General features: G+C 44.0%; 20 protein-coding genes. 17 read left to right on the forward strand and 3 right to left on the reverse strand.

Annotation, left to right across the window (positions count from 1 at the left end; genetic code table 11):
* Nucleotides 1–431: 431 nt before the first annotated feature.
* From ACJJIE_RS14405 to ACJJIE_RS14470, 14 genes are all read left to right on the forward strand, one after another.
* A complete protein-coding gene (locus tag ACJJIE_RS14405) occupies nucleotides 432–725 on the forward strand; it encodes a hypothetical protein (RefSeq protein WP_282931087.1) in 294 nt (97 codons plus the stop codon).
* Between the two features lie 451 nt (nucleotides 726–1,176).
* The gene (locus tag ACJJIE_RS14410; RefSeq protein WP_282931086.1) at nucleotides 1,177–1,563 is read left to right on the forward strand and encodes a recombinase family protein; all 387 of its coding nucleotides are present in this window, start codon (nucleotides 1,177–1,179) and stop codon (nucleotides 1,561–1,563) included.
* A gap of 100 nt (nucleotides 1,564–1,663) precedes the next feature.
* Nucleotides 1,664–2,194, forward strand: coding sequence for a hypothetical protein (locus tag ACJJIE_RS14415; protein ID WP_444892135.1), 531 nt, complete (start codon nucleotides 1,664–1,666; stop codon nucleotides 2,192–2,194).
* Nucleotides 2,195–2,269: 75 nt separating this feature from the next.
* Nucleotides 2,270–2,752 carry a hypothetical protein gene (locus ACJJIE_RS14420; protein WP_444892136.1) on the forward strand — a complete coding sequence of 161 codons (483 nt, stop codon included), beginning with the start codon at nucleotides 2,270–2,272 and terminating at the stop codon, nucleotides 2,750–2,752.
* A gap of 825 nt (nucleotides 2,753–3,577) precedes the next feature.
* Nucleotides 3,578–4,087 carry a hypothetical protein gene (locus ACJJIE_RS14425; RefSeq protein WP_444892137.1) on the forward strand — a complete coding sequence of 170 codons (510 nt, stop codon included), beginning with the start codon at nucleotides 3,578–3,580 and terminating at the stop codon, nucleotides 4,085–4,087.
* A gap of 90 nt (nucleotides 4,088–4,177) precedes the next feature.
* A complete protein-coding gene (locus tag ACJJIE_RS14430) occupies nucleotides 4,178–4,906 on the forward strand; it encodes an AAA family ATPase (RefSeq protein ID WP_282931103.1) in 729 nt (242 codons plus the stop codon).
* Between the two features lie 786 nt (nucleotides 4,907–5,692).
* Nucleotides 5,693–6,010: a hypothetical protein gene (locus tag ACJJIE_RS14435; protein ID WP_282931099.1), complete on the forward strand. Its 318-nt coding sequence runs from the start codon at nucleotides 5,693–5,695 to the stop codon at nucleotides 6,008–6,010.
* A gap of 89 nt (nucleotides 6,011–6,099) precedes the next feature.
* Nucleotides 6,100–6,411 carry a hypothetical protein gene (locus tag ACJJIE_RS14440; RefSeq protein ID WP_444892138.1) on the forward strand — a complete coding sequence of 104 codons (312 nt, stop codon included), beginning with the start codon at nucleotides 6,100–6,102 and terminating at the stop codon, nucleotides 6,409–6,411.
* Between the two features lie 810 nt (nucleotides 6,412–7,221).
* Nucleotides 7,222–7,995: a potassium channel family protein gene (locus ACJJIE_RS14445; RefSeq protein WP_444892139.1), complete on the forward strand. Its 774-nt coding sequence runs from the start codon at nucleotides 7,222–7,224 to the stop codon at nucleotides 7,993–7,995.
* A gap of 595 nt (nucleotides 7,996–8,590) precedes the next feature.
* Nucleotides 8,591–9,883, forward strand: coding sequence for a group II intron reverse transcriptase/maturase (gene ltrA, locus ACJJIE_RS14450; protein ID WP_444892140.1), 1,293 nt, complete (start codon nucleotides 8,591–8,593; stop codon nucleotides 9,881–9,883).
* A gap of 49 nt (nucleotides 9,884–9,932) precedes the next feature.
* Entirely contained in the window at nucleotides 9,933–10,370 is a 438-nt protein-coding gene (locus ACJJIE_RS14455; RefSeq protein ID WP_282931079.1) for a DUF8479 domain-containing protein, read from the forward strand.
* A gap of 66 nt (nucleotides 10,371–10,436) precedes the next feature.
* Nucleotides 10,437–10,823: an Imm50 family immunity protein gene (locus tag ACJJIE_RS14460; protein WP_444892141.1), complete on the forward strand. Its 387-nt coding sequence runs from the start codon at nucleotides 10,437–10,439 to the stop codon at nucleotides 10,821–10,823.
* Nucleotides 10,824–11,337: 514 nt separating this feature from the next.
* A complete protein-coding gene (locus ACJJIE_RS14465) occupies nucleotides 11,338–13,863 on the forward strand; it encodes a plasma-membrane proton-efflux P-type ATPase (RefSeq protein ID WP_444892142.1) in 2,526 nt (841 codons plus the stop codon).
* Between the two features lie 39 nt (nucleotides 13,864–13,902).
* Nucleotides 13,903–14,736 (forward strand): polyphosphate kinase 2 family protein, encoded by an 834-nt coding sequence (locus tag ACJJIE_RS14470; protein ID WP_444892143.1) that lies wholly within the window; start codon nucleotides 13,903–13,905, stop codon nucleotides 14,734–14,736.
* A 91-nt stretch (nucleotides 14,737–14,827) separates the two neighbouring features.
* Here ACJJIE_RS14470 and ACJJIE_RS14475 read toward each other — a convergent pair whose 3' ends face one another.
* Both ACJJIE_RS14475 and ACJJIE_RS14480 read right to left on the reverse strand, forming a co-directional pair.
* Nucleotides 14,828–16,633 carry an Ig-like domain-containing protein gene (locus ACJJIE_RS14475; protein ID WP_444892144.1) on the reverse strand — a complete coding sequence of 602 codons (1,806 nt, stop codon included), beginning with the start codon at nucleotides 16,631–16,633 and terminating at the stop codon, nucleotides 14,828–14,830.
* A gap of 888 nt (nucleotides 16,634–17,521) precedes the next feature.
* The gene (locus ACJJIE_RS14480; RefSeq protein ID WP_282931074.1) at nucleotides 17,522–17,836 is read right to left on the reverse strand and encodes a cupin domain-containing protein; all 315 of its coding nucleotides are present in this window, start codon (nucleotides 17,834–17,836) and stop codon (nucleotides 17,522–17,524) included.
* A gap of 736 nt (nucleotides 17,837–18,572) precedes the next feature.
* Here ACJJIE_RS14480 and ACJJIE_RS14485 point away from each other — a divergent pair.
* Nucleotides 18,573–19,193 (forward strand): hypothetical protein, encoded by a 621-nt coding sequence (locus ACJJIE_RS14485; protein ID WP_444892145.1) that lies wholly within the window; start codon nucleotides 18,573–18,575, stop codon nucleotides 19,191–19,193.
* A gap of 80 nt (nucleotides 19,194–19,273) precedes the next feature.
* On the opposite strand, the gene ACJJIE_RS14490 is transcribed toward ACJJIE_RS14485, so the two are convergent.
* On the reverse strand, nucleotides 19,274–20,743 hold the full coding sequence (locus ACJJIE_RS14490; protein ID WP_444892146.1) for an aryl-sulfate sulfotransferase: 1,470 nt from the start codon (nucleotides 20,741–20,743) through the stop codon (nucleotides 19,274–19,276).
* Nucleotides 20,744–21,555: 812 nt separating this feature from the next.
* Here ACJJIE_RS14490 and ACJJIE_RS14495 point away from each other — a divergent pair.
* Both ACJJIE_RS14495 and ACJJIE_RS14500 read left to right on the forward strand, forming a co-directional pair.
* Complete coding sequence (locus ACJJIE_RS14495; protein ID WP_444892147.1) at nucleotides 21,556–21,879, forward strand: hypothetical protein; 324 nt, start codon at nucleotides 21,556–21,558, stop codon at nucleotides 21,877–21,879.
* Nucleotides 21,837–22,283 (forward strand): L,D-transpeptidase family protein, encoded by a 447-nt coding sequence (locus ACJJIE_RS14500; protein WP_238152069.1) that lies wholly within the window; start codon nucleotides 21,837–21,839, stop codon nucleotides 22,281–22,283. The genes ACJJIE_RS14495 and ACJJIE_RS14500 overlap by 43 nt, the downstream gene beginning before the upstream one ends.
* Nucleotides 22,284–22,325: the final 42 nt, after the last annotated feature.

Consider the following 22,325-nt stretch of genomic DNA (forward strand, 5'->3'; position numbering starts at 1 on the left):
GTCTCGCAACGCTTGCAAAGGACTACGGTCATTCGCGGCGAACTGCGCCTAACATCCGTAGTCTTCAAGATCCGTAGAGATATTGCGAAGTTATTCAGAGGCACCCTAGATACCTTCCCCCCAACTAGTGCCAATCCGTAAAAGTTGGTGAGTGCTAGCTCAGGGATTTACGATCACATTGACCGTGATATTGGAGAGCAAGGAGATACACCAAAAAATAATAGTTAAATCAGTGGGTTAAGGTCTAGTGTTAAAATCGGGATAGTAGTCAAAGTGATCGTTTTTCCAGTTTGCACGGGCGTATCAGGATACTTTAAGTCTATGGTTTTAAATAAAAATTTAGGCTTTGGTGTAGAAATTGATTCTGAGATAACAATCAGGATAATAGTGGTCAGAATGATTACTATATAAATGTGCCCAGGAGCATCAGCATGAATAAATGGATTCTTGCCTTCATATTATCGGTAGTATCAATGTCTTCTTTCGCCGATGATATGTATCAAGAGTATGATCGCCAAGTCGAAAAATTCTGGGAACAATCTCAGGAGTCTGATCGCCAGCTTGAAATTACGAGAAAGCAAGCTGAAGCTACCGATGGACTTCTGAAACAGCAAAAGGCCCAACTAGAGCGCAATACCCGACTGATGGACCGCTGGGAAAAGATCTTAGAGCGCCAAGAAAAATTGCTTGAGCTCGAGGAGGCCAAAGCTAGTGCGGGCACATAACGAGTCAAGGCTGCAAGGGCGCTTCGCGCCAGGGCAGCCTAACGGCCGCCCCAGCTTGAAGCATTATTGTGGCGGTCGGTTTTATTGATTTTTCGTGGTAACTGAAGGTTTAGTGCCACTAAATAGCATCCGGTGTTGAGCAATTTTACTGATTGCTATTCAAGCAGTTTCGTTCCTAGAGTATTCGCTCGAGTGTTGTAAAAAGAGGCCGTCCGGTGCAATTTCACGGAGTGCCAGTAAGATAGGAATTGGTTGGGGAAAGTGCGGTATTCTTTCCTCGTAAATATTGGGCAGCGGCCAGCCAAACTGTGGCTGGCAAAGTGCTAGTAGTCAGTTCTGAGCGCGCCAGCCATAACCAGGCTAGTCAAGCTCGCCCAACCCCTTCGGGGCTGGACTGGACAGCATACACGTTGCTTCGGCTGCCCTTGATAGCGGCGTTAAGCACTAGATCATGCGCACTATATTTTTCGAAACTGACCAGTTTAATCTCACAAAAGAGCATGACCAGTTTATTAATCCAGGTTGCTTTGGTGAAGATTTTGCCAATTGGTTAAAACCTCACCTCGAAAATAGTGGTATTGAAGTGTCTGATATCTACCAGGAAGACTGGGGTTGGGAAATAGATTGCAGTGGTTACTATCTGGGAGTTGGCGGGCTTCCCGAAAACGACTCATCCAATCTGGGTGAGTGGAGGGTCATGATCACCAAGAAGAGATCATTTGTTGAGGTTATCTTTAGCAAAAATAGGCTTTCACGTGATGAGGTTATTTTGTCTCAGTTATTCAGCATTCTAAATGCTGCGGGTTTCACTAAAGTTAGGCACAAGGAAAATGCTTAACAATGCAAGGCAACATCGCCCACTGCGTGGGCTGGACCTCCATTTCGCAGCTTCACTGCTATATTACGGCCGTTGCTTGCGGCGTTAAAAGGCTTTGAGAATGTCGAGAAAACTCAAAATCACGATCGTTATAGCGTGCGTAGTGGCAGCACTACTTGCTGCCACATACTGGTTCCTGATTAAAACGCTAGAGCCTAAAATACCTGAACCAAAATCTGATGTACCCATAACGTATAAAATTGGGTGGTGGGACTACCAAGACGACCTAGTAATCGACGTATTAGAAACCAAAGAAATATACTCCAACTTGTACTTATTTAATTCCAAGGCTGTTATCGAGTACAGATTGAGAGGAACTATCAAAAACAAACCAATGTGGAAACCTTATATAAAATCAGTATTCCTTAGTGAGCGCTGGCATGGTAATCCTGAAAACTTCAAAGGAAATGCTGGGGAAGTTATTTTGACTCCTGTTGTAGGCGTGAAGGAAGATCAAGCGTATACGGGGGAAAGAGTTTCTTTCGATCTTAAAGTACAAGACTATTTACAGGCCGGAGGATGGGGTACAAATACTTATCTGGTAAAAGCACAAGACAAGGAACAAAAAATTGTACTCCAGCAGAGTAAGTAGCCGTCTAACCAGGCCAAGCAACAGGACCCGCGCAAGCGCGGGCCTCTGTTGGCGGCATTATGAGCAGTGAGAGAAATGAACATCGAGCAAGCATTTAAAGGTAAGGTCGCAGAGCACTTAGAAAACCTGAGTGAGGATTTGAGGACTATTCTCAAAAAATTAATAGAGTTCGATTATCCCAAAGAGGTTGATACGCTCGTATTTGAGATTTTCGTTGATGGGTTCTCGTCAGGATTCCCAGTTCGGGCATTCTTTATGGATAAAGATAATTCAGAGCACTTTATCTACGTAGATGGAAAAGCAGAATACCCCTCACCCGTAGATCCAGGTTTCTTGAAAATCGAACACGTATACCCGTATGAGCTAGAAGAAGAGTATACAAGCAAAGATGAGTCGCTTGCCCCATGGGATATCGCTACAAATGAACTAATTGAGTGGTTCTCAAAATGTTGGCAAGCTGTGGGCGGTCAGGGCTTTAATTTGAAGGCTAATATTGCACCGCACGACAGTAACCATCAATTCAATTTGGTAGAAAGTAAGTGGCAAAACCGGTGGTAGCTCATAAATCAGGTAACCAGTAGTTTCTAGCTACCGGCCCCCACACCACCCATCGTGCGGGTCCGCAATGGGCGGTTCCTATCCGTAATAAATCTCTACCCAACGATAGTGTCGAGCAGATCTTCATTTGAGTTGAGTGTCATGGCAGTGCGCTACATCAACTTTAACCGACTTGAAACATATCAGTAGGCTAGCCCTGTCTTTCAACTCGTGGATTTAGGTTCAGGCCTTCACCCTATCCAAGGTATTAATCTTGGCATTTGGCTACTATGCCGCCTGCTGACTTCTGTTTAATCACCCTACTCATTACTGAGCGGAGCGCTGCTGTGTTCCACCATTTTTTTCTATCCCCGCGATGGTGGCTAGCGGGCTGGGCCTATTTATAAGTCAGCGGCCACGCTGACAGCTTCACAGCGGCAAGTTAAACAGATCTCCCCAGATAAGAACGTGAACTTTCACTACACAACTGCATCATTTACTCTACCCGTTAGATCACATGGCTTCGGTGTCCTTGGCCACCTCGCCTCCAGGCTAAGCCTTATATGATGTTTCTGTCCGTCAGCTCGTAATTTTGCTAGCGGCTTCCTCCCCACAAGACCTCACGGTATTGCAGTTGCCATTCGCTAGTAGTTAGCATTTAATGGAACCCATTAAATGGTGATCTCCCTACAGGGGGCTTTCACCCCATTAGTTCACGCCCATGCTGGGCGTACCAAGGCGCTCAAATACGTTCCGGCCCGTTGGGCCTCCACCGGACACAAAAGGCCGTGGCTCGTTTCACTCTGCCACAACCTTTTGTGCCGTTTAGCTTGGCGTTAGGCAAATATGAAAAAGCAACGTCCCACAATCCCTATTGCTGGATGGAAATTGGCTACTCACCTAGAGGCCACCCGTGAGATTCAAAATCAAAAGGGTGTGCCAGCATACGGTTGTGATTGCGAGTGGTGTTTTAACTGGAAGCATTGTCTAAAGGTAATTCTTCCCGAAGACTTACGGGGGCACCTTACAAGAGTTGGGTTGGAGCTAGATCATCCTACCGATCTATATAAATACGAAAGTGATGAAGGTGGGACCAGCATAAGGGTTGTTTATCATGCTGTAGGTAAAATCCTAGAAGGTCCGAACCAATGGAAAAGTACCGACTTAGGTGAAATGCTTATGTATTCCACCATTAGAGAGAATCCCTATTTATCTCTGGTAGTGTTTCCACAAAGTCAGTCCCATGATGAATCTCCGGTACTAAAAAATACATCTGCAAGTGAACTTGTGCGTATTGATTTACGTCTTGTAATTCCAAACGAGGTAATAAGAAACAATGTGCCAAAATCCGCCTAACAAACACAGGCTGTCGGACGGCAAAACCTTCGCTCATTTGTCGCTACGGCTTTGCCGCCGCAGCTGTGGGCGTTACACCTAGGGAAAAGAATGAGCTTCCAAGATAGGCCTTACTTAAGAGAAATACAGTTAAAAAGGAATGATATTGAAAACTTTAACTCATATCCTTTTTGTATTCCTGCGGTAAAAGAGCTTGATTTCCTCGACTTTCATGCGGATGTAACTTTCTTCGTTGGAGAGAATGGAACGGGTAAATCAACCCTGATAGAAGCTATCGCTGTATCACAAGGTTTCAATCCGGAAGGTGGTACGAAACAATCAACTTTTTCTACAAGTAGAACTCATTCTGAATTACACCAGTATTTAAAGTCAATTAAGAGTTTCAAACATCCTAAAGATGGATATTTTTTAAGAGCTGAAAGCTTCTATAATTTGGCAACTCTAATGGATGAAACAGGTTACCTAGGGGGTTATGGAGGAAAGTCTCTCCATAAACAGTCACATGGGGAATCATTCATGGCCACATTAGTAAATAAACTTCGAGGTAATGGCCTTTATATCATGGATGAACCTGAGGCTGCATTATCGCCAGCACGTCAAATGGCGGCGATTTCCGCAATTCATCAATTAGTAGAAGAAAATTCCCAATTTATTATTGCTACACATTCTCCAATATTACTTGCTTACCCTCGCTCAAAAATATATCAATTTTCTGAATCAGGTATATATGAAGTAAAATACGAAGATACTGAGCATTATGCCATCACGAAAGATTTTTTGAATCGTCATGAGCAAATGATGAAAATATTGATGGAATGAAAATGTGTAAATCGGGTAACCGGTAGTTTCTAGCTACCGGCCCCCACACCGCCCATCGTGCGGGTCCACAATGGGCGGTTCCTATCCGTAATAAATCTCTACCCAACGATAGTGTCGAGCAGATCTTCATTTGAGTTGAGTGTCATGGCAGTGCGCTACATCAACTTTAACCGACTGGAAACATATCAGTAGGCTAGCCCTGTCTTTCAACTCGTGGATTTAGGTTCAGGCCTTCACCCTGTCCAAGGTATTAATCCTAGCATTTGGCTACTATGCCGCCTGCTGACTTCTGTTTAATCACCCTACTCATTATTGAGTGGAGCACTACTGTATTCCATCATTTTTTCTATCCCCGCGATGGTGGCTAGCGAGTTGGGCCTATTTATGAGTTAGCGGCCACACTGACAGCTTCACAGCGGCAAGATAAACAGATCTCCCCAGATAAGAACGTGAACTTTCACTACACAACTGCATCATTTACTCTACCCGTTAGATCACATGGCTTCGGTGTCCTTGGCCACCTCGCCTCCAGGCTAAGCCTTATATGATATTTCTGTCCGTCAGCTCGTAGTTTTGCTAGCGGCTTCCTCTCCACAAGACCTCGCGGTATTGCAGTTGCCATTCGCTAGTAGTTAGCATTTAATGGAATCCATTAAATGGTGATCCTCCTACTGGGGACTTTCACCCCGCTAGTTCACGCCCATGCTGGGCGTACCAAATTTAGGCACCCGACGCCTACGGCGCAGGTGCTAAACGCGTTATGCAATTAACCAGTAAGGTAAGTTAATGAAGTCACATCATTTAAAATTATTTTTTTTCGGGGCTTTTGTCGCCTTGTTTGTTACAGCTTGCGGACAAGATGAAATGATTAATTCTAAAGTTGAGCAATCAATATTGTTGCAACAGCACAGCTTTGAATTTGCAACAGCATGTAAAGGTAAGCTATCAGTGCAAACTGAATTCACCGGAGATATGCAAAAACCAGCAGTGACAAAGCTATCTTGCGATGACATGAATACGGAAAGTGATTTTTTTAAGCCTTATACCGAAGAAGAAATAGAAAATCTAACCAATCAAATCAAGCGCATAAATAATGTCGAGTAATATGCATACAAGCGCAGGCACAATCGCACACTGCGTGTGCTGGACCTCCGGCCCGTGCTGCGGGGCGTTAGCAGTACAAAGAGTATCGAATGCAGCCAAGTAATCTATTGAGAATTGAAAGCCTAGATGATGGATGGCGAGACAAAGATTGCGTGTTATTGCATGCCTGCTTTCAGTTGCTGAAAGACTGCGTGGAAAAGGAAAATCTATTTATTGGTCACACTGACTGGAATGCCGATGAGAAGCATCAAAAAGTTAAAGTCGAACTAGAGGCGCTCTATTCTTGGTGGTTAAAAAGACTCGAAATAGAAGAACAATGTGGTTTAAATGAACAGCAATACGAAGAAGATGACCGCATGCTTCATAAACTCATTGAAGTCAGGTGGGCACTTTGGACATAGCTGCTAAATCGGGTAGCCGGTAGTTTCTAGCTACCGGCCCCCACACCACCCATCGTGCGGGTCCGCAATGGGCGGTTCCCTATCCGTAATGAATCTCTACCCAATGATAGTGTCGAGCAGATCTTCATTTGAGTTGAGTATCATGGCAGTGCGCTACGTCAATTTTATATCCGGCTGGCAACATATCAGTAGGCTAGCCCTGTCTTTTAACTCGTGGATTTTGGGTTCAGGCCTTCACCCTGTCCAAGGTACTAATCTTGGCATTTGGCTACTATGCCGTCCGCTGACTTCTGTTTAATCACCCTACTCATTACTGAGCGGAGCGCTGCTGTGTTCCACCATTTTTTTCTATCCCCGCGATGGTGGCTAGCGAGTTGGGCCTATTTATGAGTCAGCGGCCACGCTGACAGCTTTACAGCAGCAGGTTGAAAAGATCTCCCCAGATAAGAACGTGAACTTTCACTACACAACTGCATCATTTACTTTACCCGTTAGATCACATGGCTTCGGTGTTCTTGGCCACCTCGCCTCCAGGCTAAGCCTTATATGATGTTTCTGTCCGTCAGCTCGTAGCTTTGCTAGCGGCTTCCTCCCCACAAGACCTCACGATGTTGCAGTTGCCATTCGCTAGTAGTTAGCATTTAATGGACCCATTAAATGGTGATCCTCCTACAGGGGACTTTCACCCCATTAGTTCACGCCCATGCTGGGCGTGCCAAGGCCAGGCACAATCGCCCACTTCGTGGGCTGGACCTCCGCACTGCATGCTCCGGCCTGTGCTGGCAGCGTTAGCACTCCTACGGAGAAATATTGAAAATCAACTTAACACCCAAATCCATCGGTATCTTTTACTTATCTCTTGTCCCTATATTTGGAATTATATATTGGCTTGCTGATTCACTTTGGAAAACTCCACTCGGTCTTGTCGAGAGTATATATTTTAGCGTGGTTACGATCACAACATTAGGATATGGGGATATTTCACCAATAACTGACGCTGGCCGAATACTAACGGGTACTCAAGCATTGCTTGGCATTGTTTCAATTGGTCTATTTTTGAATTCGGTATCAGAGAGACGAGCTGAGCTACAAGAAAAGAAAAGGCATGATGCGGTTGTAGAGCATCTACTTTGGCAATATCAGAATTTTAGGGAGTCTGTGACTGAGATTTGTCTACGTGGAATTGCTGGGGGCTATAACACTGACTGGAAGCTCAAACTACACCTCCCTGAAATGCTTAAGTTCAGGGAGTACTTTAGCGAGAATAATAGTGAAAAATGGTATATAGTTCTGAATGCCTTACAATCTGACGATGGTTTGCTACAGGATTTACTGGTAGAAATCGATATGTTTTCTGAACAGGTAACATTCGCATTGAATAATACTTCGGCAAATGACCATGAGGTATTAAGGTTTCTAACAAGATTCTCTCAACATCCGCACCGCCTAAACAACCTCGATGTTTACTCTGGAGATAAGGTCAAGTATATCGGAGGCTTCATCTACGAAATTATGGCTGGTTGGAGCGTAATAGATGGTTACAGAGATAATGATTTATTTCTCGAAAAATTTAAAAAACTGTAGCATCGAGAGATCGCGAGCTAACAAGCAAAGGCAGTCGGACGGCTTCGCCGCCCGCTGCTTTGGGCGTGTGTGCCAGGCATGGCATTTAACTAGAGAGGTGGAAGTCCTCTTACCAGGTATTCGTGGAGCCGAAGGTTAGCGAAAGGGCAAGGTCAATATCGCGAGGTATTGGCTGGAGGAAGCCCAACGCAAATTCACGGGGTGATGAACAAGAACTGGATATGAGGTGTGACGCAGGTGGAGCCAGTGGGCACGTGACCATAAAGCTCTCCATCCACAACTGGCCTGCGTTTTATAAATCCAGCATCTACGTGAAGAAAGTTAAATGTCTTACCCTGGGAGGTCTATGGGTTGTTAATGGAATGACTGAAAACTGAGAGATTGGTTTTGACCGACCCATAGAAGTCAGCAGAGGGCATAGTAGGTAGATTTCGTGCTACTGAAGGCCTGAACAATTCTGGACAGTACTATTAATGCAGAGCTTGATGACTGCATCTGACAAGTAACTTAGTTGCCAGAGAAAAAAAATTTTTTTTCTGGGTGAACATCAAACTGGAAACTTAATCATACATTGTCCAATTTCTCATCTCTTTTAATGCAGCGAATTCTAGATAGGAATAATCTGTTTCGAGCATTACAACAAGTTTCTCGTAACCAGGGTGCACCAGGCCTCGATGGTATGACGGTAAAACAGTTGCCGGAACATCTTAAGCAGACTTGGATTGCTACCCGACAAAAGGTGCTAAGTAGTAGCTATCGTCCTCAACCGGTGAAACGCGTCTTTATACCAAAAGGCAATGGAGGCCTGCGTCCATTGGGTATACCCACTGTGCAAGATAGGTTGATCCAACAAGCTATCGCACAGATACTCAGTGAGCAATGGGAGCCGAAGTTTCATGCTCTTAGTTTTGGTTTTAGACCAAATCGATCGGCACACCAGGCGATTAGACAGGTCCAAAACTTTGTCCGGCAAGGAAAGCGCTGGACGATCGATATGGACTTGAAATCCTTCTTTGATGAAGTGAATCATGACAAGCTCATGCTAACACTGAAGCAAAGCGGAATACCGGCTGATGTGCTGGGGTTGATAAACCGATACCTAAAAGCGCCAACGGTAGTCGATGGCAAGGTAATAGCTACAACAAAAGGCGTACCGCAAGGTGGGCCGTTATCTCCGCTTCTAGCGAATATTGTGCTTAATGAACTGGACTGGGAGCTGCACAAGCGGCAACTCAGTTTTGTACGATATGCCGATGATTTTCAAATACTGGTGGGAAGTCGTCGGTCTGCAGAGCGGATAAAAGTAAGCCTTACGCACTTCATCAAATGTAAGCTGAAGCTCACAGTAAATACTGAGAAGAGTGCAGAGGATCACTTCTGGAAGCGGAGCTTTCTAGGATTTAGATTGCTGAAGAAGGATGCCCGGATAAAGGTATCAGAATCATCGACTAATAAATTGAAGGCAAAGATCAGAATAATCACCCGCCGAACACGAGGCCGCAAGTTTACTCAGATCATAGATGAGTTAAAGAAGACCCTGCTTGGTTGGAAAGCGTACTTTGACATCAGTGAAGCACTGAGCCCTCTGAAAGATCTGGACAAGTGGATAAGGCGGAAGTTGCGATGTTATTTATGGAAGCAATGGGGACGTAGTGGTTACCGCAGATTAAGAAGGCTGGGCGTTGATCGTTTTTTAGCGTGGAACACGGCCAAATCAGCGCATGGACCATGGAGGCTAAGCAAAAGTCCTGCCCTTTACAGAGCATTGCCAAATAGATACTTTAGGAACTTGGGGCTGCCGGAATTGGCAGATAGGAAGGGGAATAGAATTGAACCGCCATGGTACGTGACCCGTATGCCTGGTGGTGTGGGAGGAGGGGCATCGTGAGGTGCCTCCCTATCCCGATTAACCATAGAAGTGAGTGAATTAGAATAAAATGGAAAATAAGATAAGCAAAAAGAATATAATCCTAGTAACCGCAGCTACCGCAATAGGTTCTGCCTTAGGGAGTTTTGCCGTCAAAGATCTATTTAAAGAAAATGTAGATCAGAATGATCGCCTAAAGAAAGTAGCCGAAGAGACAAATAAGCTGTTGCCGATGATCATAGATTCAGAAACGCGCCTAGACAGCACTGTCGGCTTAAATAACACATTCACATATATTTATACGCTTACCAATTACTCATTTGATGAAATTGATGCATCTACTCTAGAACAGAACCTGTCTCCAAAAGTACTTAACAATTACTGCTCATCTTCGGATATGAAGCAATTTGTAGATCACGGAGTTACCGTAAATTTCAGATACCTTGGAAAAGCCGGCAAGCAAATCCTCAACCTTTCTCATCAACCTTCAGATTGTAAAAATGGTTAACAAAGCCAGGCAGTAAATCTCCGGCTGCCCTTGCTAGCGGCGTTATGCAATCCATAGAGTGACCATATGTGGTTAGACTATCTTAATTCAAGAGAGGCACTAGACAGGATCTTTCAAGACCAGGTATTCGGAGAAGTTGTAGAGCTTATACGGATGTCATTTGAAGATCGAGATGTCAAAATCGAGTTTGATCTTCGTGAATGGCCAGAAAACGCTCCAAGAAAATGGAGCGATCAGAAACTTAATACAGTTCAAGTAACAATTGTTCTGGGGGCCTGTACACAGATTCACATGAAAGATTGGGCGTCAGAGAATATCGGCGAATTTAGGGTAAAAAAAATTAAGGAAAGTGATCTATATTCGTTCAAATTTGTATCTTCTTCTGGTACATATTTTAGCTGCATTTGCGATGTTTTGTTCTTTACAAAGGTTTCGGCATATCAAAATGCATAGCAAGCAGCACGAATGCCCGAAAAAAGACGCCGGGCAGGACGGCCTACATTACGCTTCGCTTTATTTCGGCCTCCCGTGTGCTGGGCGTTAAGTTTAAGACTTACCCACGCTTAGTAGACACCCTATATAGTTAGGGTTCGGCCTATCATGATAGTGCACTATAAGAGTGCATATACGGCAAGCACCTGCATATAGCCTATACCTTGAGCCTGTTGGACAAGGACTAGCAAAGATTTACTATTCGAAACCCCGGAGAAAAACCGAGACGTTATCGAGATAGGCTAATCCAGCAGCTTAATCAGCTGTCACTGATATACCCCTTTCAATGGCCCACAGGAGTAGTGGTTTTTCACGCCAGTAGGATACCGGCTTTTTTGCCTTTGACTCTATGCCTTTAAATTTCTGTTACCGCCGTCACCAATGTCCACTTAGCGAGTGGCGCAAACTGCTAGATTGAAATATCTATTGCTGGAACAGACTCCACAGGTAAACCTGCGTCATTGGGAAACCCAAAGTGCAAGGTCAAGAATCATCGCCAAATAACCAAAACAACAGCGATCAGCAATCGCTGGACTTGCAGAACGCTGATATTGACGCAGTTTACGCTGAACTAAACACATCACCCGCCGGCCTCACCAAAAATGAAGCCAACGCCCGCCTGCAAAAATATGGTCCCAATGCCATTCAGGAGAGGGAGCAAAGCGCACTCGCTAAGTTCTTGCGATTTTTCTGGGGACCCATTCCCTGGATGATAGAAGCGGCCGCATTGCTCTCTGCATTAATTGGCCACTGGCCCGATTTCGCCATCATTATGGCCCTGCTGTTGTACAACGCGATTGCCGGGTTTTGGCAGGAACACAAAGCTGCCAACGCGCTGGCAGCACTGAAGGCCAGCATGGCGCCCAAAGCCAATGTATTAAGGGATGGAGAGTATCAATCCATTGATGCGGAGATGGTGGTCCCAGGGGATATAGTGCGAATCAAGCTAGGGCAAGTCGTGCCCGCTGATGTGCGCTTTACCGAAGGGAAATCCATCAGTATTGATCAAGCCGCCCTTACCGGAGAATCTCTACCCGTCAGTAAGAGCATCGGTGATATCGGCTATTCCAGCAGTATCGCTAAACGGGGGGAGATGACCGCTGTTGTCATTGGTACCGGGCACAATACATTCTTTGGGCGCACCGCCCAACTTGTTGCAGGCGCTGGGCAAAGTGCCTCACATTCGCAGAAAGCCATCACCCATATCGGTGACTTCCTCATCGTGTTGTGTTTAGTGCTGGCCGTTATTCTGGTGGGTACAGAGTTATACCGCGATATCGTGGTTGCGGAAACATGGCACTGGTCAGATATCATCAATATCCTGCGCACTGTACTGGTATTGCTGATCGCTTCGATTCCCGTTGCCATGCCTTCGGTCATTACTGTGACCAATGCTCTCGGTGCCCTGGCGCTATCCCGTAAAAAAGCGATCGTCTCGCGGCTGGAATCCATCGAAGAATTGGCCGGTGTTGATATCCTCTGCTCAGATAAAACTGGCACCCTCACCAAGAACCAATTGTGTCTCGAAGAACCTACCTTATTCAGCGCGAAAAAGAACGACCAGTTAATTCTTGCCGCCGCTATCGCATCTGAAGCAGGCGCCAGTGATCCAATTGATCAAGCAATTTTTGCCGGCCTGAAAAATAAGGAAGAACTGAAGAAATATAAGGTTGAGGAATTCACTCCATTTGATCCGGTGAGCAAACGCACTGAGGTTAAGGTACAGGATCAGGACGGGCAAACCCTATATTTCAGCAAAGGGGCCCCCCAGGCTATTGTCGACTTATGTAACTTGAGTGGTGCGGAGGCCGACAAAGCCACTGCTTGTGTGCAACAACAGGCCTCCAGGGGACTGCGCTCCCTGGGCGTTGCGCAGAAGGCAAACGGTTCATCGTGGCAATTCCTGGGTATTCTGTCTCTTGAAGACCCACCTCGGGATGACTCCAAAGACACTATTCAGCGTGCACGGGAACACGGGCTTCAAGTAAAAATGATTACGGGCGACGATGTGGCTATCGGCAAGGAAATCGCTACTCAAGTCGGTATTGGAACAAATATTTTCGCTGCCAGTAGTGTGTTTACAAAGTCCCAGGATATGGACCACCTGCCATCTACTATCGTCGATACCGTTGAGCGTGCAGATGGATTTGGGCGAGTGTTTCCCGAACATAAATATGCCATTGTGAAAGCATTGCAAGGCAGGGGTCACCAGGTTGCCATGACTGGCGATGGTGTGAATGATGCGCCAGCCCTTAAGCAAGCTGATTGCGGTATCGCCGTTAGCGGTGCAACCGACGCCGCACGCGCGGCAGCAGCCATTATCCTGACCTCTCCCGGGCTATCTACCATCGTCGATGCCATTGATGAAGCCCGAAAAATATTTGAACGCATTATTAATTACGTACTTTTTCGGGTATCCATGACCCTGGATATTATGGTGGTGGTTGTCTTTGCTACCATAATGTTCGGTTTCTCGCCCCTAACCCCGGTTATGATCGTACTAGTGGCTCTTCTTGATGACATCCCCATTATGACCATTGCCTACGATAATACCCTGCTTCCCAAGGAACCTGTGCATTGGCAAATGCGAGACCTATTACTGGGCTCTAGCATTATCGGCCTTTTTTCTATTGCTCAAACAATGGGTATTCTCTTTATTGGAATGGAATGGCTCAATAACACCCACTGGCAATCCTGGATTGCATTAAATAAAGAGCAAATTCAAACTATCGTATTTTTACAGATCGTAGCGGGAGGACATCTACTGTTATTCGTTGTGCGCTCACGTACAGCTTTCTTTTCAAAACCACTACCCGCATTCCCTCTGTTTATCGCAATTGTTGGCACCCAAGCATTTACCGTACTGATGTGTGGATTCGGCTGGCTGGTGCCGGCAATACCCTGGACTATAATCGGTCTGGTATGGCTATACATGATTATCTGGATGTTTTTCCTGGACCTGGTCAAGAAACTTCTTTATCGAAGATTAAGTGATATCTGAGCCACCTACAAAAGCCTAACAAAGGTAGGCAGTCGAACTATGAATTGTTTCGAAGATTTCAGGGTAAAGCCTGACAGCAAGATAAAGCTCTCCGAAATAGATCCGGGCTTCAAACATTGTTACGAAAGTCGTGAAGAGGCACTCCCAGATACCCAGCGTATAGATGAGCAGATACGTTCATTCACTTACAAGCTTTACGCTGAGCGTAAAACATCTCTACTTATCTGCTTGCAGGGAATAGATGCCTCGGGGAAAGATGGCACCATCAAGCATGTATTGGGCGCAACAAATCCACAAATGTGTAGAGCGATTTCCTTTAAGGAACCTTCAAAAGAAGAGAGCGAGCATGATTTCTTATGGCGATATCATAAAGTAACCCCTGCTCGTGGGCATATATCAATCTTTAACCGCTCTCAGTATGAGGGGGTGCTGATTGAGCGAGTGCATAGCCTGGTTCCGATGGACATTTGGAGCAAACGCTATGAACAAATTAACAACTTTGAAAAATTACTCTCTGAAAGCAACACAATAATACTGAAATTTTTCCTTTACATCAGCCAGGATGAGCAGTTGGAGAGATTCAAGCAACGTATTGATGATCCCGCCAAACAGTGGAAAATCAGCGAAAGTGATTATACTGAGGCAAAATATTGGAATGAGTATATCTGTGCTTTTGAAGATATGCTAAATCAATGCAGCACCGAATCCGCACCCTGGTTTGTTATCCCCGCAAACCACAAATGGTTCCGGGACTTGGCTGTAGCCTCAATTATTTCTGAAGCATTAAAGAAGTTAAACCCCCAGTTTCCTGCCCCCACCGTCAACCTGGAAGAGATAAAAACCAAGTATCATCAACTTAAGAATTTGCAATAAACTAAATCCCTAAAAAGTGAGAGAGATGGTAAATTTATTTACCATCTCTCTTAGCTATAATTTCAATCTAGCCAAGTCAATCTAGAAAGCACTACTGCGACTTAAACACCAAGATCCTATTATTCATTGAGTCAGTAACAAACAGATTATCTTTATAACCAAAGACTCCTGTTGGAAGGCCTAAAGTGGATGCACTAGGTAGTTCACCGGTATCATAAACTCCGTCTTGATTAGAGTCATTATAAGCAGATTTTACAAAATCACTTTGCCCCAAGACAGAATCCGCAGCAGCATAATTTTCTTCAGGCCACTGATCCCAAATTAACACTCGGTTATTCTCTGTATCAGTTACGAATAGCTGAATTCCATTTGACCAAATCCCTAACCAGGGATAAAGTAAATCCTTTTCCGTTGCATTATCCGGCCACTCAGCAACTCTAAAATTTTCCTGCCCAAGTACAACATCTGCCGCAGCATAGTTTTCTGTGGGAAATTCATTCCAGAGCAAAATTCTATTGTTTTCAGAATCTAAAATTGCAAGCTTATCTCCATCACTCCAGACTGCACTAGGGTAAGCAAGATTTTGAGCTGTTGGCCCCCCACTATTACCATCCAAATCGGTATTAGCGGCGCAACTCTCCAGTGTAGGCTGACCAATAGCTAAGCTTGCAATTGTATTATCTTCTGTTGGAATACTATTCCAAACCAACACGCGAGAGTTAACTTCATCTACAGCTATAATCTTCCCGTCAACTATAATGGCAGATGCTAGTGTGCTAAAGCTATCACATCCTTCGTCTCCCTTGCCCCATGGCCCTAAAACCACTTCAGGAGCTGCCGTCCCATCCATAGGGACTTGATTATAAAGCGAAATCCGTCTTTCCCCCTCCGCCTGAGAAACAACTAACTTACCGTCATTAATACTGGCCTGAATTGGCGTTTGTAGTGTCTTTCTATCATCAGATGAATCGGAGCTATCCAGACTATCGACACCTATAGCAAAATCAGCAGAAGTCCCATTCGAGGAAGGTATTTCATTAAATACCAAGACACGATGATTTTCTCGATCCGTTATAAATAGTTTTCCATCAGAACTAACGGCAGGAGTACCAACCGGAAAACCTCCAAGATTTTTAGCACTGAGCCCTGTATCTATGTCTGAAAAATTATCCTGACCAATCACCACTGACGCCGGAGTAAAGTTCTCGAAATACATCGGCACAGTAAAACTGCTGTTTACTGTAGGAATAGGATTTCCTGCTAAATCCATTACATCAACGTTGATTGTGCGTTTCTGTCCGGCGATCCAGTATTCTTTTGGAGTAACGGTTAGCGTATCATTTTCAACGGCGGTAGCAGACCAAACAACCTTATAGTCATCTTCAAGTAATATTCCGCTTAATTGAAGACTATCTGTATCCATAGTCTCAGAAAATTGCAGTTTGAAAGAATCATTCTTTTCCAGGCGAATATTCTGCGGAAATATACTATTTACAGTAGGGGCAATGTTCTCAACTTGATACTTGACGGTAATCTCCGTCATTTGATTACCAGCGCCGTCCTGAGCATTGATTACTAGGGATAGCTCTTCCCCTTCCCCCCAAACATCGTTCGGTCTCAGCTCTAATGAATCTTCACTAACTTGGTATAGCTCCCCAAGTTCCTGCATAGAACCAGACAGTGAGATATCACCTAGCTCTACTGGTTCATCAAAAGTCAGTAATACCCTACCACCTTCTTCGATAGTACTACCACCTGCAGGAATAAGGGTCAAACTGGGTGCAGTAATATCACCAGTCTCTTCAGGAGATTTTCCTCCACCTGATCCTCCGTTACAACCGTATAGCGATGAGACAATAGCAAGGCAAAGAGTTGCTTTTAAAAACTGAACTTTCATTTCTTCCCCAAGAAAATGTTTACTTATCAACACAGGACCATGCTAATTTATTTCTCACAAAGAAATGACACGAGAACAAGCAATTTATATCGATTGTCAGAAGTAACGCGTTTTATGGCGGAAATTGGCGCACAACTTTAAGTAAACACTTCCAATTAGTACTAATGCCCCATAATCATATTTGGCTTTTAATGAAAGAGTTTCCTCCTAGCACGAAAAAATTAACTGCAGATCACTAATTTCAACCTAAACGCAATCACATCCAGGAAATTGTCGATTCTTGATTTCCCTACTATTAAAATGGGAACAACATCATCTATTACAGATATATCACCTCAAATAACAAATCAAGAGTTTAATTCACCGACATATAAGATATTTTAAATTGCATTTACCAGGACTAAGTAAGAAGAGCGCAGAGATTTTTTATGAATACTGAAGCTTTTACAAGCTTACTTTTCCAAATGTCTCATTCAGAAAAGAAAACCTCTAGAGTAAACATACACAGGGTATAACCACCAGATAACCTAGCCGCTGACCTAGCTATAGAAAGCTGAAAATTTGATTAATTATTTTTTTATAGTATTACTTACGATAACCCTATAAGAAAAAACCAGGCAGCATACACTGCCTGGCCGAAAAGGATTTGACTTGGTATCAAACGATCAGACCAAATTAAAGCTGTCCAATTTAAGCAAAGCGCCGAAAATTTTAACAGGCCTCTACGGTATATGGAGATATGTACAGGCTGACCTGCCAGTCAGCAACCACTCCAGTCTTAAAGCTAACAATACTAACTCGTCAGAGGACTTTAGATCCGATTTACATTGGTAGATATAGAACTCTCGATAGGAGCTCGTAAGATTTATTTCTTAAAAGATAACTGCTTCACTGAAAGAAAACTGCCAACCATATAGTGGCCTCATCTGCAGCTGTCTCCACCACCCGATGCCTTTGATTTGCCCTAATCAACAAGTTATCCCCCTTCCCCAGGTGGTGCCTCTCACCATTTTCCATTTCAATAACACCATAACCGGAAAGTACTAACACCCACTCATGCTCATCTTGATCATACCACCCTGTTTCCGGCGAGGACTGCCCGTAAGATATAATCCGCTCAACCCTGCAGCTTTTCCCCTCTAGCAAACTCTGAAAATGCTCCCTAGAGTGATCACCTGGTAGTTGAGTGAAAAAATTACCCATAAGTCTCCCCTAGCATTAAATCGGCATGAACGAAAATTTACAAAAATACAACTATACTAGAACTAATGGGCTCCACAATCGGGGTTAATATAGAAAAACATACGCCAACCGAATTCAAAATGAGCCCAAGACTATAAAATAGAATATTTTTTACTAAACCATCAACATTGGCTCTTTGACGCCCCAAAAACACAACTCTCACATGACACATAAAATAAATCATTCGAAATAAATATGAGCACCTATTAAACAACAATAGATACCAGATCACGATCTATAAAATACAAAGAACATATAATGACTATATATTTACATTCAGGGCTACACAAAACCGGCACCACAGCAATACAATATTACGCCTACAAATATAGAAGACTGTTAAGAAGCAAAGGTATTTTATATCCCATTATTCATCGCAATTTAATTAGCATAGATAAGGGTCACCATCTTTTTGCACACTCATTTTCCGATCATCCTGAAAGCCCGCCTATATCCAGAGGAAAGTTGCTAGCATATGACTGGAAGTCAAAGTCGCAGAAAAATAACCTTGATCTATTAATTAGTGCAGAGCCTATTTGTCGACATACTTATAAAACAAAAGATTGCTCCTGGATTGAGGCTCGGCACCATTATTTAGAACACCTCTCCAACACATTACCCCCAGAGCAAACCAAAATCATCTTAACCTTGCGCAGACAAGAATAATTTTGCCCAGTCTCTATACAAAGAACATATTATGAAAGGAGTATCTCCACTAGCGAAACTGTCATTCAAGGAGTTCCTATCAAAGATAGAAGGTAGAAACCTGAACTTTTATAAAAATATAGCAGTATTCAAAAAGTTCTTTCCCAATATACAAATACTCATTTACGAGCAGCTATGTAATGGCGACCTACCAGTTAATTTTTTCCGCTCGCTAGGGGTTTCCGGCTTACCAAATTCTAACAAGATCATAAGGGAGAGTCTCTCCAATGAAGAGGCCGTTTTAAAGCAAATATTGAATCAGCAAATACACTCAAAAGCTGAAAATATAAAACTATTAAAATGGATAAAATCTGGCAGTACGCAAAACATAATCAAGCGAACACTACCAAGATCATCACACCTATGGAACTCTGATGAAGATAGAGCTAATTTTTTAGATCGATATTCACAGGAAAATAAAAAAATAAATGATGAGTTCCTCGAAGGAGGTGAAGAACTTTTTCCATCAAATCATACACCTCCACAGAAAAAGGCTAACATTATCACGCTAAAACCATATTTAATTAAAACACTTCAAATCCTATCTAGTGATATTCAACAGTTACTCGGGGAATACCGGCTTAGGAGAATAATCAATGCTATAGAGCACTGATTGCCAAAACTGATTAGAAGTCCTTTAATAAAAATCGCCAGCAACAAAGTATGCTACTGGCTTCCAACTATTTAGAGGGTCTAAAGTGATAAATCACTTACCGCTGATATATCATTCCAAGAAAAACGCTCAGCACGATATACACTCGTATCATTGACTACCATCTCCCAAACCGTCTCTGCAGTCTGATCGTCGGCGACTTCAACAATATGTGCATCTCTATTGTTGCCGGTACTAGCACTGGATGGGCCGCCCACGCAAAGTAGAATATTCCCACCGGAAAGTTCATCTACATCCCCTAAAGAATTGGTGTACTTTGGTGCAACGTACTCCCAAGTCTGCACTGCAACCATTTCCTCTGTATCCAAAGAGAATTTCACTGCGCGGCTATTATAGATTTCACCACTGTATTCAGACTCATTCCTATTATCGTAAATCAGAATATCTCCGTCTGACGCAAGCATGGCTGCATGCTGAGAAGCCATCCAGGTGCCATCTTGCAATGAAAATAATTTCTCAAGAAATTCCTCGGAAGCATCCAAATCCCTACCCATAATCCAGTTCACTTCGCCACTATCATGATCAATATTAACCACCCAGCTTTGAGATCGACTTGACAATAAAATCGAATTATCCTCAGAAATATAGTGTAAAGAATTAGAGTGAGTCCAATCCAGCGCACCATTGCTCGATTCCCGACTGGCTAACTCACCGGGGAAACGCTGGGTATCGAGATGATCGAATGCAGACCATTCCCATACAGTATTTCCTTGCCCATCCACTTCGAGAATCGCATCTCCTTTTATCCGTTGGCCACCAATTGTTGCATAGGCGTTTGTTAATACCAGTAGGTTTCCATTTTCAAGAAGAATCGCGTCGTGGTGATAGGCTGGTAGCTCAAATGATTGCAGCGTTTCACCGGCAAAGGAGATAATTCTTGCTTCCTGATCCAACAGCAACATTAAATTGCCATCCTGTAAATTGCGCACTACCGGAGATCCGGTGAGAGGAACGTCTCCGTGAAGGTACCAAACAACCTCACCCTCCTCATCGAATCCCCAAAAGGTATTATCCCTGTCACCTGAAGGTGCAAAAATAGTTACACCTCCTTCGCTTTGCTCCGTAAACGTAGTTACCTCAACAGGGGGAGCACCTTCAGGTAACGAACCAGTCTTGAAAGAAATAGTCGAGCTCAGTACAACGTCTCCACTTTCCAGCATTGCCAGTGCAGTAAAACGGTAAGTGGTATCGGCCCTTAAACCTACTAGGGTCATATCATGCTCTGTGCCCCAGTCGGTATAATTTGTCCGCCGACGGTCGGTTACCGCCGAATTGATTCTGATCGCCACTCGTGACTCACTGCTAGTCGATACTTGCGCATTAACCATTAAACTATTTAGTGGATGCATCGAAAGGGTTAATTCTACTTCGTCATCCAAAACAATCAGAGCTTCATTCGCTTGCTCTACCTCAGCAGTCACGCCCGGATTGCTGTAAAGTATTACAATAAATACTAGAAAAAATGTGGGCAACATCGATCTTCCGCTCATAGCCAAATCCTATAAAGTAAATAATAAAAATAACTACCTCTACCCTGGTATTTCATTTTCAGGGGAACTTTCAATAATCAGCTATCACATAACGCAAAAAGGGTGGGTTCGTTTACTTGGTTTTCAAATCAGAAATAAATATTTTGAACGATCCCGAAAAGTAAATTTCTTTATTAAATTTTCTAATGCGCAAAGGCCAACACAACAAGAATGAGAAGTGTGAATAAATTTGGATAACGATATAGTCGCGACACTTACTAAGATGAAATAAATAACAATAACTTTTTGAAAGCTATTTCTATTATTCTGGTGTGATTCAAGAATGCTGGAAATTGACTCGCAAGTTACGGTAGATAACTCATAAAACCTTAGCAACTAAGACAAAATTCCCCAAAATCACTAACAACTAGAAGAACATCCTCTAAGAGAGGCCCAGTATATTCCTTTTTGTTGTCACCAGCCCTTAAGACCCACCTTACCATCCCTTGGACTTGTAGTGGTTCATACCGCCGCAGTACCAACCCGCAGCCGAGGCCGAGTATACGGTTATCTGCTTTGGGGAAATCACCAGCTATGGACTTGTCCCTGTAGAAGGGCAGAAATACTTGCCCTAAGACAAACTGTAGCTGGATTCAAAATCCACGGTTGTTTACACGGCCCACTGGTAGTAGAGAGGTGTGTAATGCATAGCCGATCTTCGCTGCAAAATCATCAATCCATTTCCACGAAACAGAAGGGATCTCTACGCAAAAAATCATCATTCGCCGCTGCCGTAGTGATTGTGGGATCTGCAATTCTTGCCCCACTGACCTATGCCGTGGATTATTCCAATTCCCGCTATAACTCGAGATACAGCGCTCAACATGGACATGGAAACTACGGAGCACACTCCAGGTATAGCAGGGACTACCGAGCAAATTCACGGCATAGCAGGAATTACAGATCGCACTCAAGGCACAACCGGGACTACAGAGCACACCCCCGATACAACAGAAATTACAGGGCGCATTCCCGATACAATAGGAATTATCGGGCTCACTCCAGATACGGAACACATTCCAGATACGCGGCGAATCCACGGCATAGCCGCCATATGTGGTTTAAATCCAATATTCAGGGAACACCGCGTATTGTGATCGACCTCAGTGATCAAATGGCATACTTCTATAAGGGCGGGCGCCTGGCCGGTATGTCCCCGGTATCTACCGGCAAACCCGGACACCGCACACCTACCGGTAACTTCCGTATTTCACAGAAGAAATACAGCCATCGATCAAATCTGTACGGTCACTACATCAGCCCACGGGGTTATGTAATGCGCAGCAATGTGGATGTGCGCCGCCACCGCAAACCTGCGGGTTCTCGATTCCGCGGGGCATCTATGGATTACATGATGCGTATCAATGGCCCCGTTACCATGCATGCCGGCCACGTCCCAGGATATCCCGCCTCTCATGGCTGTATTCGTATCCCCTGGCATATGGCTAAGATTTTTTATGCCCACGCCAAGGTTGGTACCAAGGTGTCCGTGGTACCTTGAATTGGAAGTAACAGGTAAATTTTACCAACCATAAAAAAGGCG

The organism is Microbulbifer maximicatervae (SeqCode) (assembly GCF_052467325.1).

What these genes read in the sequence shown, in the direction of transcription:
- ACJJIE_RS14405 (WP_282931087.1), top strand. Translation starts at nt 432, where the DNA reads ATGAATAAATGGATTCTTGCCTTCATATTATCGGTAGTATCAATGTCT.
- ACJJIE_RS14410 (WP_282931086.1), top strand. Translation starts at nt 1,177, where the DNA reads ATGCGCACTATATTTTTCGAAACTGACCAGTTTAATCTCACAAAAGAG.
- ACJJIE_RS14415 (WP_444892135.1), top strand. Translation starts at nt 1,664, where the DNA reads ATGTCGAGAAAACTCAAAATCACGATCGTTATAGCGTGCGTAGTGGCA.
- ACJJIE_RS14420 (WP_444892136.1), top strand. Translation starts at nt 2,270, where the DNA reads ATGAACATCGAGCAAGCATTTAAAGGTAAGGTCGCAGAGCACTTAGAA.
- ACJJIE_RS14425 (WP_444892137.1), top strand. Translation starts at nt 3,578, where the DNA reads ATGAAAAAGCAACGTCCCACAATCCCTATTGCTGGATGGAAATTGGCT.
- ACJJIE_RS14430 (WP_282931103.1), top strand. Translation starts at nt 4,178, where the DNA reads ATGAGCTTCCAAGATAGGCCTTACTTAAGAGAAATACAGTTAAAAAGG.
- ACJJIE_RS14435 (WP_282931099.1), top strand. Translation starts at nt 5,693, where the DNA reads ATGAAGTCACATCATTTAAAATTATTTTTTTTCGGGGCTTTTGTCGCC.
- ACJJIE_RS14440 (WP_444892138.1), top strand. Translation starts at nt 6,100, where the DNA reads ATGCAGCCAAGTAATCTATTGAGAATTGAAAGCCTAGATGATGGATGG.
- ltrA (WP_444892140.1), top strand. Translation starts at nt 8,591, where the DNA reads ATGCAGCGAATTCTAGATAGGAATAATCTGTTTCGAGCATTACAACAA.
- ACJJIE_RS14455 (WP_282931079.1), top strand. Translation starts at nt 9,933, where the DNA reads ATGGAAAATAAGATAAGCAAAAAGAATATAATCCTAGTAACCGCAGCT.
- ACJJIE_RS14460 (WP_444892141.1), top strand. Translation starts at nt 10,437, where the DNA reads ATGTGGTTAGACTATCTTAATTCAAGAGAGGCACTAGACAGGATCTTT.
- ACJJIE_RS14470 (WP_444892143.1), top strand. Translation starts at nt 13,903, where the DNA reads ATGAATTGTTTCGAAGATTTCAGGGTAAAGCCTGACAGCAAGATAAAG.
- ACJJIE_RS14475 (WP_444892144.1), bottom strand. Translation starts at nt 16,633, where the DNA reads ATGAAAGTTCAGTTTTTAAAAGCAACTCTTTGCCTTGCTATTGTCTCA.
- ACJJIE_RS14480 (WP_282931074.1), bottom strand. Translation starts at nt 17,836, where the DNA reads ATGGGTAATTTTTTCACTCAACTACCAGGTGATCACTCTAGGGAGCAT.
- ACJJIE_RS14485 (WP_444892145.1), top strand. Translation starts at nt 18,573, where the DNA reads ATGAAAGGAGTATCTCCACTAGCGAAACTGTCATTCAAGGAGTTCCTA.
- ACJJIE_RS14490 (WP_444892146.1), bottom strand. Translation starts at nt 20,743, where the DNA reads ATGAGCGGAAGATCGATGTTGCCCACATTTTTTCTAGTATTTATTGTA.
- ACJJIE_RS14495 (WP_444892147.1), top strand. Translation starts at nt 21,556, where the DNA reads ATGCCGTGGATTATTCCAATTCCCGCTATAACTCGAGATACAGCGCTC.
- ACJJIE_RS14500 (WP_238152069.1), top strand. Translation starts at nt 21,837, where the DNA reads ATGTGGTTTAAATCCAATATTCAGGGAACACCGCGTATTGTGATCGAC.